The sequence below is a fragment of the Zhenhengia sp. genome (genome assembly GCF_046966505.1).
Lineage (GTDB): Bacteria > Bacillota > Clostridia > Lachnospirales > Cellulosilyticaceae > Zhenhengia > Zhenhengia yiwuensis.
Genome location: NZ_JBKVCH010000009.1, coordinates 12,619 through 26,416 on the forward strand (window position 1 = coordinate 12,619; position 13,798 = coordinate 26,416).

Consider the following 13,798-nt stretch of genomic DNA (forward strand, 5'->3'; position numbering starts at 1 on the left):
TTAATAATAAACTCAGATACAAAGTTGATAACTTAGAGGATAATAATTATTAGTTAATTTCTTTACACTCCTATTATATAATGTATACTGTATACACGTCAATAGTAATACAAAAAAATATTATTATGAATTTTGTAATAACTTTAAGTTTTTAATTAGAATAAATAAAATCAGGCTGATAGAGAACTACATTAATAAGGAAAGGATTAGGTAATAGATAAGTAAAACATTGTCATAAACAAGGTGAGACATTATAATAGTACAGGTATATACTACATATTTTAAAAGGAGTCCGAAATGATTAAGCATGTTATGAACATCTTTTATGGCATTATTTTAGGTGTATCTAATGTTATTCCGGGTGTGAGTGCGGGCACTATGGCAGTTGTACTTAACATCTATGATGAATTATTAGGTGCAGTAAGCCTTAAAAAAGAGTATTTAAAGAAAAACCTTATATTTCTTGCAACGATAGGGATAGGGGCAGTTGTAGGTATTCTTGTTTTTAGTAATGCCATTACTTTTTTATTTGAAAAATACAATATGCCGACTAATTTTCTCTTTATAGGAATTATTATAGGAAGCATTCCTATGGTAATAAATCATGCAAGAGCTGGGGAAAAAATACGTTCTAAAAACTGGATACCATTTATTATTACATTTGGAGTGATGATCGTAATGGTATTGACAAATGATGCAGAGGCTAATGAAGTTATTTTAAGAGAAATAAATCTGGGAATGTCTATATGGTTAATATTTGCAGGTGCTATTAGTGCATTTTCAATGATTATTCCTGGGATTAGTGGATCTTTTATCATGCTCACTTTAGGCGTGTATACATCAGTTATTACAGCTGTATCAGAATTTAACTTTGCAATTCTTATACCAGTAGCAATCGGCATACTCATTGGACTTATTTTGGGCATTAAGATTGTAAAAGTGTTGTTATCAAAGTATCAACAAGCAACTTATATGGCTATATTAGGACTTGTAATAGGTTCTGTTTTAGTTATTTATCCAGGATTTACATTTAACTTTACTGGATTTTTTGCTTTAATATGTATGTGTATAGGTATTATGATCACTTATTCTTTTGCAGATAAATAACCGTAAATGATTTAAAAAGAATAAGGACATACTAAATTAAGTACAAAACGACAGTGAATGTACGTAATAAATGAAGGAGACAATTATGGGAAAAGAGACTTATGTATTTGGACACAGAAATCCCGATACAGATTCTATATGTTCAGCAATAGCTTATGCACATCTTAAACGTGCATTAGGTGTAGAAAATGTAAAAGCAGTAAGACTTGGAAAAGTAAGTAAAGAGACAAACTTTGCATTAAATTATTTTAATGTAGAAGCACCGACTTTAATTGAGCATATTAAACCACAAGTGAAAGATATGAAGTACTATGCTATCCCACCTGTCTACACAGTAGATTCTGTAAAAAAAGCATGGGATGTTATGACTGAGAATAGAAGACCTATGATTCCAATACTTTATCCAGATCATAAATTAGCTGGTGTAGTATCTATGTCAGATATTGCAAAAACTCATATTGGTTTAACAGATGGTAATGTACTTCAAAAATATCGTACACCATTTGTAAATATTGCAGCAGTACTTGAAGGTAAAATCGTATGTGGTGATTATCCACAACCTTATGTAGAAGGTGAAGTCTTTACTACAGCTTCTATTACAGAAGATGATAGACTTAAAGATGTAGACATTGTTATTACAGGAAGTAATAAAACTCTTGTAGATATGGCAATTAAATCAGGTGCAGGTTGTGTTATTATTACAGATCAAGATATGGATGAACTTGATTTTACACATCAAGTAGAAGGTAACTGTGCAATTATTTGTACACCGTACTCATTCTTTAAAACAATTAAAATGATTTCTCAAAGTATTTCTGTTAAACACTTAATTGGTAAACAAGATCTTATCTTCTTCCAAACAGAAGATACTATTGATGAAGTTAAAGAAATCATGCTTAATACAACACATAGACATTTCCCGATTGTGGATGAAGATGGCAAAGTAAAAGGAATTATTTCTAAACGTCATATTTTAGATATTCAAAAGAAACCTGTTATTTTAGTGGACCACAATGAGAGAGATCAAAGTGCCATGGGTATTGAACAGGCACAAATCTGTGAAATTATTGATCACCACCGTATTGCAAATATTGATACAGTAGGGCCAGTGTTCTTAAGAGCAGAGCCTGTAGGATGTACATCTACAATCGTGTCAAAAATGTATGAAGAAAACAATATTATGCCACCTAGAGAGATTGCGGGTCTTATGCTTAGTGCAATTCTTTCTGATACACTTATCTTCAAGTCACCAACTTGTACAGAGACTGATATCAGAATGGCAAAACGTCTTGCAAAAATTGCAGAAGTTAATCTTGAAGAATATGGTATGGACCTTATTGCAGCAGGAACTTCTCTTGAAGGTATGACACCAAGAGAATTACTTGATATGGATCGCAAACCATTTGTAATGGGTCAATTTAGTACAGCTGTTGCCCAAATCAATACTGGAGATTTCAAAAGCATCTATAAGATGAGAGATGAAATTCTTGCAGAAATGGAGAACTTAAGAGAACAAGAAGGGTTAGGACTTGTAGTTCTTATGGTAACAGATGTAGTTGTTGGTGGTACTGAATTATTTGCAGTAGGGCCAGAAAAATGGATTGTAGAGAGTGCCTTTGAACTTCCAAAAGAAGATGATAGTATTTTCTTGAAAGATGTTTTCTCAAGAAAGAAACAAATCATTCCACAACTTACAGCAGCAGCACAAAATTAATTTTTTAAAAAGTTGATAAATAGAAGTATTCTATTTATAATATAGAAGTGAAATACACATTAAAAAAGGAGGATATACAAATGGCTAAACAAGTGACAAAAGACATGGTAATTGGTCAAATTATCCAAGTAGATAGAGGTATTATTCCTATTCTTATGCAAGCAGGTATGCATTGCCTTGGCTGTCCATCAGCTCAAATGGAATCTATTGAAGATGCATGTGCAGTACATGGTATGGATGCAGATGAATTAATCAAAAAAATCAATGATTATCTTGCAACAACAGAAGAAGCATAAAATATAAAAAAGAGGGATGTCCTATAGTCTTAGACTATTAGGATGTCCCTCTTTTTATAAATAGTGAACGAGTATATCTAATGCATTAGAAGCGATAAGAACTTTTGCATGTTCTTTAAGGAATGTTTCATTTAAATCACTAGCAGTGCCTTCTTCGCCAAATTCACTTAACATACTCTTTAAAATGTCTGTATTTGTTTTTTTATTCTTATTAGGTTCGAGAATCATAAAATATTGGTTATCATATTTATAAAGAGTCGTCTCGCCAAAATAGAGATGTTGTATATAACAAGAGGCATGTGTTACATCCTCTAAATTCTTAAAAGTATACATAAGCATATGGGAAGCAGTATTAGAAGCTTTAGGGGTCTCTTTAGCTAAGGCTTGCAGATCGCTTAATTTATTTTCTAGAGACTCTTTGAAGGTACGATGAGTTGGCCTTTCACCGATGGCTTCTAATCTTTCTTCTATTTGATTAGGGTCATCAACTTTTGTTACAACAATCATGATGCTGTCTGTAGATAATGGAACAGCTTCAATCATAAGTGGTACATTTTCAGCCTCAAAGCCGAAGTCTTCATAAGCTTTAGCCATCATATCTCTAAAAAGTGCTTGAGCTTTAGTTGACCCATAAGCAAGCTCACCGATTTTAATATCTCTATTTTGTAAATCAGAATGATTTAGAGTGACTCGGATTTGTGTATCGCTAATTTTCTCGATTTTCATACAACTCACATCCTTTCATAAAGTCACGATATTTTAAGACAAATAAATATAAAGATATAAATTAGTATAAGGGAATGAACCATAAAAGTAAAGAGGATAAATCTATCAAATGCATAGTAAGAGTGAGTTAATTTATTATATGATAAGAAGAAGGTTTTTATTGCCTACTTGTAACAAAAAAAATCAAAAGTATGATATACTGAATCAAATAAAGGAGGTTAAACCATGTTAAAAAAGATATTCTTGACACTACTTATAGGTGTTTTACTCGTGGGCATAGCTATAGGTACAGTTCTTTTTATGCCAGGTAAAGATACCGTTGACCCGCTTACATATTTCAGTGAGTTTAAGAAGGGTCAAATCAATGTAGTTTACGAAGATACAAGAGTAGATATGGAAAAGCCAATTATAGAAGAGGCAAATCAAATTTATGTTTCTTCAGAATTTGCAAAGCAGTATATAGATGATAAGATTTTCTATGATGAAGCAGAAGAAATTTTGACCATTACTAATTTAGAAGAGATAAAGCGTATCTTGCCAGGAGAGAAAGTAATAGATGTAAATGGTGAGAAAATAGAGTTAGCTGATCCTGTTATTGTAAAAGAGAATAAAGTTTATATTCCTGAAAGTTACCTAGAAGCAGAGTATCCTGTAGAAATTGAAAAGGGTAAAGATGGTCGTTTAGTTATTGTGTCTAATGCGAGAACACCTAAAAAGTTAGGAGTAGTAAGGAAGAAGGAAGCGAGTGTAAGAACACATCCAGATAATAAATCATTAATTACAGATACTACTCAAAAAGGAGAGAGTGTAGTTGTATATAAAGAAACTGGAGACCATTTAAGAGTAAGAGATGAAAATGGTATTATAGGCTATATGGATAGAAGTGATGTAAAACTAGAAGGAGAGACTTCTATTAAGGAAGAGAAGACATACACTTTAGCGCCTATGGCAAAGCCTTTACAGGATAAGGTAAAACTTGTATGGGATCAGATGACAGTTAAGTCAACTGGAGATTGGTCTACACCTAAATATCGTAATATAAAAGGTGCTAATGTCATTGCACCTACTTGGTTTGAATTTGAAGATGAAAGTGGTAAATTAATAGACAGAGCATCTAAAGCCTATGTCAATGAAGCACATGCTAGAGGAATGCAAGTATGGGCACTTATGAGTCATAACTTTACATCACCTGAGCTTACTAAAACGATTTTAACAAGTACAGCTAAAAGGCAATATGTGATTGACCAGCTATTAGAAGCAGCAGATATATATGGATTTGATGGTATTAATATTGATATAGAAAATGTACAAGCTGACTTTGGAGAAGAATGGGTACAATTTATGAGAGAACTATCTGTACAAGCTAAGAGACAAAATCTTAGTGTTACAGTAGACGTTTATATGCCATCTGCTTGGTCAGGACATTATTCAAGAGAACGAGTGGCAGAAGTTGTAGACTACTTCATTGTAATGGCCTATGACCAACATTGGGGCGGTTCTGAAATAGCAGGACCTGTAGCAGGGCTTACTTGGGTAGAAGAAGGGATTCAGATTAATCTTGAAGAAGTACCTAAAGAAAAGCTTGTGCTAGGTATGCCAACTTATACACGTATATGGAAAGAAACAAAGGATGGTATGAGTTCATCTGCTTATGGTATGGCAGCAGCTAAAAGCATAGTAAGTAAGTGGAATAGTGAAGCACTATATGATGACCAACATGGTCAAAACTACATGCAGATGATAGATGGCGATACTTTATATCAAGTATGGATAGAAGATGCTACAACAATTGAAAAGCGTGTGGGGCTTGTTAATAAATATGATTTAGCAGGTTATGCACTTTGGAAATTAGGTCTTGAAACACCAGATGTATGGGATAGTTTAAAACAGATGCAAGAATAAAAGTGTCATATTAATGGAGGGGAACTTAGATGATTAATGCTAATCGATATGATAAAATGGTTTATCGTAGATGCGGACATAGTGGGATTTTACTTCCTGCACTATCACTTGGATTATGGCATAACTTTGGAAAAGTAGATAACTATGAAAATAGTAAAGAAATGATTCTAACAGCTTTTAATTTAGGAATAACACACTTTGATCTAGCCAATAATTATGGACCTCCTTATGGTTCTGCAGAGGAGACTTTTGGAAGGGTATTAAAAGAAGATTTAAAAGGTTATAGAGATGAACTTCTTATTTCTACTAAAGCGGGTTGGGACATGTGGCCGGGACCTTATGGGAATTTTGGTTCACGTAAGTACCTTATAGCAAGCTTAGATCAAAGCTTAAAACGTATGGGATTAGATTATGTAGATATTTTCTATTCACATAGAAGAGATCCAGAGACACCACTAGAGGAAACCATGGGGGCACTAGCATCTACAGTTCATCAGGGTAAAGCTCTTTATGTAGGGATTTCTAGCTATAATGCATTAGATACTAAAAAAGCCGCTACAATACTGAAGAATATGGGAGTGCCTTGTCTCATTCATCAGCCCTCTTACTCTATGATGAATAGGTGGATTGAAGAGGGGCTTACGGATGTATTAAGACAAGAAGGAATAGGTTCCATTGCCTTTTGTCCACTAGATCAAGGTTTACTGACAAGTAGATACCTTGATGGCACTATTCCAGAAGGTTCAAGAGCAAGTAAAGAGTACAGTTACTTAAGTGCAGAAAGTATTACATCAGAACTTCTAGATAAGATAAGAAAATTAAATGAAGTGGCTAAAAGAAGAGGACAAACTCTTGCACAAATGGCATTAGCATGGACGCTTCGTGAGGGCGGAGTAACTTCAGCATTAATAGGGGCAAGTCATAAAGCGCAAATAGAGGAGAATGTAAAAGCTTTAGATAACCTAGAATTTTCTAGAGAAGAGCTTATAATGATTGATCATATTGTAAAAGGATTATCATAAAAAGAGGAGGCCTAGCCTCCTCTTTTTATGGTATTTTTTTTCTTCTTGTCTAATACAATTAAAAGAGAAATAAAGAGTACAAGTATAGGGAAGAAGGGGAATAAATATGGAGCGTTTAATTAAAAGAAACCAATTAAACATGCTTGTCCTAGGGTTAGTATGTATGATTTCATTTTGTGCATACTTAAAGTTTGCAAATGGTGCATTAGAAACATTTGGACTTTCAACAGCTTCTAAAGTTATTGTCATAGATGCAGGACATGGTGGATTTGATCCAGGTAAGGCAGGTCCAAACGGAACGAAAGAGGATGAAATTAATCTGCAAATTGCATTTAAGCTTAAAGATTATTTAGAACAATCTGGAGCAACAGTCATTATGACTAGAACTGATGATGAGAAACTTCAAGGAGAAAACGGGAATACACATAAAAGAAGAGATATGAATTATAGAAAGCAGGTCATTCAGTCAAGTGATGCAGATATTTTAGTGAGTATACATCAAAATGCTTTTTCACAGCCTAAAGTAAAGGGAGCGCAGGTCTTTTATTATCAAGATTCTGAGCAAGCAAAATTGCTAGCAGGATGTATACAAAATAGTATTAAAGCTTATGCTGACTCTGAAAATACGAGGAAGATAAAAAGTAGCAAAGACTATTACATATTAAAAATCAGCCAAATGCCAGGTGTCATAGTAGAGTGTGGTTTTTTAACGAATCCAGAAGAGGAAGCAAAACTGGCTAGTGACAAATATCAAGATCAAATAGCATGGGCCATTTATGTAGGAATTATAGATTACTTTGGGCAATTAGAGAAATGAAAAGGAGGTAATGTTTCAACTTAAGAAGCATTACCTCCTTCTATTAATTCATTTCAAGTGTAGAGAGCTCTTTAAGACAGTCTATCATAAGGGGGAGTGTATGGTCATCTAAGTGAGCTAAAGAAAGACGGAAGTATGTACATTTAGATTTTAAGGTAAACACTTCTCCAGGAGAGATAATAATATGATGTCTAAGAAAGCAATCATAGAAAGCTTCAGAAGAAATCTTAGTAGGCTTTATCCAAAAGAAAAGGCTACCTTTATGAGAATAAATTTCTAAAAGATGAGAAGCAGCAGAAAGCGCTTCATAAACTTTTAGATAGGCAAGATAACTCTTTTCAATAATCTCCTGACGTATACTGCCTAGAGCATCAGATTCTAAATAAAAGTGAAGTAAACGCTCATTAAAAGTACATGCTACAGGATCATTAATCTTTTTATGTAAGCTATTTGGAAGCGCTATAAAAGTATATTGAAGTGGTGGCAAATAAAGTTTAGAAAAGTGATGCAGATAAATAACCTGACCATGAGAATCAAGTGTATAAAGAGGTTTTAGACATTCATGGCTATAGGTGAAATCACTTAATGTACCATCCTCAATAATATAAAAATGGTGTAAATGAGCGAGTTCTATAAGACGATTTTTGCATTCAGGGCTATAAGAAATGCCTGTAGGATTTTGAACATAAGAAGATACCCATATAAAGCCAATATGCTCTGTTTGAAGTTGCTTTTCAAGATAAGTTAAATCTAATCCATCGTCAGTAAGCGGTATTTCTATAATTTTAAAACCTAAAGAACGTAGAAATGAGCTATAAGTTAAATCGTGATAAGCTTCTACACAGATAGTAGAAGAAGGATGTACCTTAAGTAAGTCTAATAGGAATGTGCAAAAATCTTTAGGAAATCTAATTTGAGCAGGTGTGGTCATAATACCTACAGACTTAAAGAACTGGCAGATGCTTTGTCTAAGAAGATTACGTTCTCTGTACAGAGGGTCAGAAAAAGCTCCCCAGCCTTCAAGTGCGATAATTTGCTCAGTGAGCTGTGTAATAAGAGAGGTAGGAAAATAGTCTTTATTAAAAGAAAGTGTACTACAGGATATAGTCTGAAGATTAGTTTCAGACTCATAATCTTTTTGAGAGGTAAGCGGACTCACATAAGTCCCACTACCTACATGCGCTACAACTAGTCCCTTATTTTCTAGAACCTTATAGGCATTAACAACTGTATCGCGATTAATTTTAAGCTTACGAGAAAGTGTACGTATGGTAGGAAGCTTAGTGCGCTCTGGAATTTCGCCTATTTTAATAAGGTGAGCAAGTTCACTGGCTAGCTGTATATATAAAGGGGTTGGATCAGATTTAGAAAGATGAATTGTACAAAACATATAGACCTCCTTAATGCTATCTAGTAGTAGAAAAGATAAGCTTTTATAAAGTATATTAGAAAGTCTACAAAAATATAGCAACCTCTTTTAAGAAGTTGCTGTTTTACCCCATTTCTTCAACATACGAATATCATCACCAAAGAATCTAAAGGCAATATATTCCCCAAATATACGGGAGAGAATACGCTCAGAATAAAGATTCTTCCAGTCTTCGAGAGGAAGGTTTGTTGAAATAATGGTAGAAGTATTATTAAGTGCTCTTGTATTAATAACATGGAAGAGATCAGGTGCTGTAAAGCTGTTTGTTGCCTCTGTTCCGAAATCATCTATAATGAGTAAATCTACTGTGAGTAAAATATCTAAGTTATTTTTTGCATCCTCTTCCATATCTTCACGGTGGAATCTAGACTCTTCAAAAAGCTTAAAGAGCTCTTGGGCACTTAAGTAGAGTACACTATAACCAAGATTTAATAATTCTCTTGCAATACAATTACATAAGAAGGTTTTACCTAGTCCTGTGGGGCCGTGGAATAAAAGATTTGTTTTTTTAAAACCGAACTGTTCTACAAAGTCTATAGATGCACGGTAAACACGTTCAATATTTCTTCTAGGGGAAGTACCATAGGTCTCATCTATAGCATCAGAGTAGTAATCAAATCTAAAGGATGAAAAGTTTTGATTAGCTGTTAAAGCCTTCATATTAGATTGAGTGCAAGCCATGTTAATTAAAGCTTGTTCAAAACATTTACAAGGTTTATGGTGAGCATATTCACTTGCAATGCTATCAGGTCTTGAAATATCACTAATGAATCCTGTATCTTTACAAATAGAGCATTCATAATGCGTATCTAAGTAATCAACAGGGTAACCATGTTCAACTAAAAGTTGCTTTTTACTACGTAAAAGTTCTTCATTTTTTTTGCGAAAATCTTCTAATAGGTTCTGAGGAGAAGTACTAAGTGCACTTTTAACAAGATTAATCCCTAATCGATTTAAGGACCTATCAATTACCTCGATATCTGGAATTTTAGTATAGATTTCTCTTTCACGATTGCGTTTTTCTTCAGCTGCACGTGTACGTTTTTGGTCATATTCTTTTATAAGAAGCTTATATTGAATTTCTCTATTGGTCATACTAGTTTCCTCCATACATCTTCTCTATATATTCACGTTCACGTTTTTCAAGTTCTGCTAAATCCCAATTATGAGAATAAGTCGTCGTGAAATGTGGATTTTTACTTTTAGCTTTGGGAGCCACAGGCCCTGCTTGCTGCTCTTTTTCTTTAGTGTGATTTTTATCTAAACGTTCGATATCTTCAACGGTTTTAATTCCTTTGTCGTGCCACTTGTCTAAAATGGAACCTAAGTAGTTAAGACTTGGAGATGAAGAATAAGTTACAGTGCGATTACATGCTTCGAGTATAACCGATAAATCAAAGGCATAATCAGTAAGCCATTTATCAAGCAGTTTACGCTGGTGTTTTGTAATCGTTTCTCCGGTCATTCCCAGTGCTTTTAAAATAGTACGATATTTTTTAGTAACAGCCGCTTGGGCTTTCGCACTTTCTACAGTGGTAATACCTTGATCCACCCATCCTAATGCAACCTTCTCTATGTAGCGTATATGGGTGTGATTATTAGAAGTGCAGTATTCTACTAAGTATTCAATTAAATCAAGAGGGAGATTGAGCCAGTCGTAAAGACCATACAGTACTTGCTGATCTGTAGCAGAAAGTAATCTACCTAAGTATTTTTCACAGATTGTGAATAAGTTAGAAATGGAAGCATGTTCTTGACAGTAGAGGCTTAATTCATCAGCAGAATAATGAGGTCTAGTCTGTTGAATGAAAGTTCTAGGTGCAGCAGTAGCAGCTATAGGGATTTCGGGAGATTTAGTTTCCATTTCAGGCTTTGTTTCAGCAAAACTTAACTCAAATTCATCTTCTGTTAAAAGTTTAAATGTAAGGACACCTGTCGTATTCCAGTATTCTAAAGCAGTAATAAGCTCTGAGTGGAGCATGTCTAGGTCTTTTGCAATATCTTCAAGCTGAATACCTTCTTGGGCTGGATTTTGATAGATTGCTAACATATAAAGATAAACTTTAACGTAGCCACCTAATGCTTGTGGCATATAATCCATAGCGAACCAGTAAGGAACAGAAAAAGATGTGGGAGTATTTGAGATGAACTTTACATATGCCAAAGCGTACGCCTCCTTTAAACGAAATATTATTGTGTTAGTATTATAGCACAAAAAATAAAAAATAGTATGGGGCAAAAAATAAAATCCCCTTAATTCCAAGGGGATTATGAGGATAAGCTGTTAATAAGTAAATAAATATATTCACATGACTTATGAACAGGCACCTGTGGATAATGTGGATAACTTAGTTTCCTAGTAAAATATCAGCGATTTGATTTACGTTACCAGCACCCATAGTTATAATCAAATCGCCTGGTACACAATGTTCCAACAAATAATCTGCAATTTCGCCAAAATCTGATATATACACAGCTGTCTGTTCTGTTTTGTGGATTTTATTGATAATATCTTGTGCATGGATATCCCCAGGATTTTTTTCCCTTGCTGCGTAAATATCTGTTACAATAAGACAATCTACTGAAGAAAGCACTTTAGCAAAGTCATCTAAGAAAGCTTTTGTACGTGTATAAGTATGTGGTTGGAAGACAACAAAAAGGCGATTATGAGGATAATCTTCAGCTACTTTTAAAGTGGCTGCGATTTCAGTAGGATGATGTGCGTAGTCATCAACAATTGTAACACCATGAATGTTACCTTTAATTTCGAAACGTTGGTCAGGGCCTGTAAAGAGCGTAAGGCCTAAATTAACTTGATTAATATCTATTTTAAGAAAGTGGCAGACAGCACATACAGATAAACAGTTAAGGACGTTATGCATACCAGGAACATGTAGATTAATGTGACCTTTATGCTGGCCTTTATAATAAACATCGAAAGAAGCACATGCTTTCTCGTTAAGATGAATATTTTTGGCATACCAGTCAAAGCCTTCATCAAGACCAAATGTTTCTACCTTACAAATCATGTCATTAGTAAGTTCTTTTATATGATCAATATGACCATTGATAGCTAAGAAACCATCCCAAGGAATAAGCTTGCCGAAATTTGTAAAAGAGCCACGAATTTGATGAATATCTTTAAAGTAATCCATATGATCTTCTTCGATATTTAAAATGACACCAATCTTAGGAAAGAAGTTTAGAAAACTGTCACAGTACTCACAAGCCTCAGTAACAAAGTATTCGCTACCACCTAATCGGATATTACCTTGAATAGATTTAAGCATACCTCCTACAGTAATAGTAGGATTAAGACCAGCATCCATAAGAATTTCAGAAAGCATAGAGGTTGTTGTTGTTTTGCCATGTGTTCCAGAAACGCAAATTGGATAGTCATAAGTTTTCATAAGTGCACCTAAAAATTCTGCACGTACTAGTGTAGGAATCTTGTGAGCTCTAGCAGCAATTAGCTCTGGGTTATCATCATGGACAGCTGCTGTATAAACAACTAAATCAATACCATTTGTAATATTTGAACTACTATGAGTAGGAAAAACTTCAATACCTAGGGACTCAAGGTGCTTGACTGTAGCAGAAGTTTTCATATCAGAACCTGTTACCGTATGGCCACGGTCATGCATGATTTCAGCAAGTCCGCTCATACTAATACCACCAATTCCAATAAAATGAATATGATGTTTGCTTGTAATTGCACTAAAATCTATCATATAATTATCCTTCCAATCTTTATAAAATATTTCTATACAGTATTATACTATAAGGAGTGAATAACGTGTACTTAAATTATTAGGTAAAACTACAAGATAATAGCAAAATATTCGAATGTTTTATAATCTATACATTGAAAGATTCGGGTTATGATGTATAATAAAGCTAATGATAACAATAAAGGAGCTATGGGCAATGAGAAAAGTTCAAAAAAACGAGAGAATAGGGGTTATATCAAGTATTCTGACGGATAACCCAAATCAAATTTTTACCCTGACTCATTTTTGTGAAGTATTTAATTGTGCGAAATCTACAATAAGTGAAGATATAGATGTAATTAAAGAGATCTTTAGTAATTATCAGTTAGGAACAATAGAGACAGTAGCTGGTGCAGCAGGTGGTGTATATTATAATCCACTTATGAATCATGAACAGATTAAAAACTTTACAGATGAACTATGTGAGATTATTGATCATCCAGATCGTATAATTCCAAGTGGTTATATTTATACGAATGATTTACTTTATTCTCCCCAAATTTCAAAAAAAATAGGGACAGCACTTGCTAGTTTATTTAATGGTCAAGAAATAGATTATGTTGTAACTGTGGAAACAAAAGGTATTCCTATTGCGCTTATGACAGCAAGAGCGCTTAATAAGCCAATGGTAGTTGTAAGAAATCAAAGTAAACTTACAGATGGTACAGTAATTTACATGAATTACATTACTGGAAGTAACAACCGTATTAAAACAATGTGTTTACCTACAAGAGCTATTAAAAAAGGTTCTAAAGTTTTATTTATTGATGACTTTATGAAAGCTGGAGGTACAGCAAAAGGTATTATTGATTTAATGCAAGAGTTTCAAGCTGAGATGGTGGGGGTAGGTGTGCTTATGGCGACTAAAGAACCCCATAATAAACTTGTGGATGATTTTAAAACTTTAGTATGGATTGATAATATGGATGAAGCAAATAAAAAAATGCATATCTATAGTGCTTTTAAATAACAACTAGATTAAATCTAGTTGTTATTTTTTTATGTGATAAATTGT

Annotated in this window: 12 protein-coding genes; 7 read left to right on the top strand and 5 right to left on the bottom strand. The window is 33.8% G+C overall.

Annotated features, from left to right (window positions below):
- Positions 1–297 precede the first annotated feature (297 nt).
- From ACLTBU_RS10785 to ACLTBU_RS10795, 3 genes are all read left to right on the top strand, one after another.
- Positions 298–1,107: a DUF368 domain-containing protein gene (locus tag ACLTBU_RS10785; protein ID WP_177670343.1), complete on the top strand. Its 810-nt coding sequence runs from the start codon at positions 298–300 to the stop codon at positions 1,105–1,107.
- Between the two features lie 85 nt (positions 1,108–1,192).
- Positions 1,193–2,821, top strand: coding sequence for a putative manganese-dependent inorganic diphosphatase (locus ACLTBU_RS10790; protein WP_177670341.1), 1,629 nt, complete (start codon positions 1,193–1,195; stop codon positions 2,819–2,821).
- 80 nt (positions 2,822–2,901) lie between these two features.
- Positions 2,902–3,117: a DUF1858 domain-containing protein gene (locus ACLTBU_RS10795; protein ID WP_177670339.1), complete on the top strand. Its 216-nt coding sequence runs from the start codon at positions 2,902–2,904 to the stop codon at positions 3,115–3,117.
- Between the two features lie 54 nt (positions 3,118–3,171).
- Here the strand turns inward: ACLTBU_RS10795 and ACLTBU_RS10800 are convergent, their stop codons facing one another.
- Entirely contained in the window at positions 3,172–3,843 is a 672-nt protein-coding gene (locus ACLTBU_RS10800; RefSeq protein ID WP_412218896.1) for an adaptor protein MecA, read from the bottom strand.
- Between the two features lie 225 nt (positions 3,844–4,068).
- Between ACLTBU_RS10800 and ACLTBU_RS10805 the strand changes: the two genes are divergently transcribed.
- From ACLTBU_RS10805 to cwlD, 3 genes are all read left to right on the top strand, one after another.
- Positions 4,069–5,745, top strand: coding sequence for a glycosyl hydrolase family 18 protein (locus ACLTBU_RS10805; protein WP_177670336.1), 1,677 nt, complete (start codon positions 4,069–4,071; stop codon positions 5,743–5,745).
- Positions 5,746–5,774: 29 nt separating this feature from the next.
- Entirely contained in the window at positions 5,775–6,767 is a 993-nt protein-coding gene (gene mgrA, locus ACLTBU_RS10810; protein ID WP_412218897.1) for an L-glyceraldehyde 3-phosphate reductase, read from the top strand.
- A 106-nt stretch (positions 6,768–6,873) separates the two neighbouring features.
- Complete coding sequence (cwlD, locus tag ACLTBU_RS10815) at positions 6,874–7,584, top strand: N-acetylmuramoyl-L-alanine amidase CwlD (RefSeq protein WP_177670332.1); 711 nt, start codon at positions 6,874–6,876, stop codon at positions 7,582–7,584.
- Between the two features lie 43 nt (positions 7,585–7,627).
- Here cwlD and ACLTBU_RS10820 read toward each other — a convergent pair whose 3' ends face one another.
- The 4 genes from ACLTBU_RS10820 to murC all read right to left on the bottom strand — a co-directional run bounded on the left by ACLTBU_RS10820 (position 7,628) and on the right by murC (position 12,744).
- Complete coding sequence (locus tag ACLTBU_RS10820) at positions 7,628–8,974, bottom strand: PLP-dependent aminotransferase family protein (RefSeq protein WP_412218898.1); 1,347 nt, start codon at positions 8,972–8,974, stop codon at positions 7,628–7,630.
- An 87-nt stretch (positions 8,975–9,061) separates the two neighbouring features.
- On the bottom strand, positions 9,062–10,108 hold the full coding sequence (locus ACLTBU_RS10825) for an ATP-binding protein (RefSeq protein WP_320650667.1): 1,047 nt from the start codon (positions 10,106–10,108) through the stop codon (positions 9,062–9,064).
- Position 10,109: 1 nt separating this feature from the next.
- Positions 10,110–11,177, bottom strand: coding sequence for a DnaD domain protein (locus ACLTBU_RS10830; RefSeq protein ID WP_177670326.1), 1,068 nt, complete (start codon positions 11,175–11,177; stop codon positions 10,110–10,112).
- A gap of 184 nt (positions 11,178–11,361) precedes the next feature.
- Complete coding sequence (murC, locus tag ACLTBU_RS10835) at positions 11,362–12,744, bottom strand: UDP-N-acetylmuramate--L-alanine ligase (RefSeq protein ID WP_249331528.1); 1,383 nt, start codon at positions 12,742–12,744, stop codon at positions 11,362–11,364.
- Between the two features lie 196 nt (positions 12,745–12,940).
- Between murC and purR the strand changes: the two genes are divergently transcribed.
- On the top strand, positions 12,941–13,753 hold the full coding sequence (gene purR / locus ACLTBU_RS10840) for a pur operon repressor (protein WP_177670322.1): 813 nt from the start codon (positions 12,941–12,943) through the stop codon (positions 13,751–13,753).
- The last annotated feature ends 45 nt before the right edge of the window (positions 13,754–13,798 follow it).

Coding starts and splice junctions, on each gene's coding strand:
- ACLTBU_RS10800 (WP_412218896.1), bottom strand. CDS start 3,843: ATGAAAATCGAGAAAATTAGCGATACACAAATCCGAGTCACTCTAAAT.
- ACLTBU_RS10785 (WP_177670343.1), top strand. CDS start 298: ATGATTAAGCATGTTATGAACATCTTTTATGGCATTATTTTAGGTGTA.
- ACLTBU_RS10825 (WP_320650667.1), bottom strand. CDS start 10,108: ATGACCAATAGAGAAATTCAATATAAGCTTCTTATAAAAGAATATGAC.
- ACLTBU_RS10820 (WP_412218898.1), bottom strand. CDS start 8,974: ATGTTTTGTACAATTCATCTTTCTAAATCTGATCCAACCCCTTTATAT.
- murC (WP_249331528.1), bottom strand. CDS start 12,744: ATGATAGATTTTAGTGCAATTACAAGCAAACATCATATTCATTTTATT.
- ACLTBU_RS10790 (WP_177670341.1), top strand. CDS start 1,193: ATGGGAAAAGAGACTTATGTATTTGGACACAGAAATCCCGATACAGAT.
- mgrA (WP_412218897.1), top strand. CDS start 5,775: ATGATTAATGCTAATCGATATGATAAAATGGTTTATCGTAGATGCGGA.
- purR (WP_177670322.1), top strand. CDS start 12,941: ATGAGAAAAGTTCAAAAAAACGAGAGAATAGGGGTTATATCAAGTATT.
- ACLTBU_RS10805 (WP_177670336.1), top strand. CDS start 4,069: ATGTTAAAAAAGATATTCTTGACACTACTTATAGGTGTTTTACTCGTG.
- ACLTBU_RS10795 (WP_177670339.1), top strand. CDS start 2,902: ATGGCTAAACAAGTGACAAAAGACATGGTAATTGGTCAAATTATCCAA.
- cwlD (WP_177670332.1), top strand. CDS start 6,874: ATGGAGCGTTTAATTAAAAGAAACCAATTAAACATGCTTGTCCTAGGG.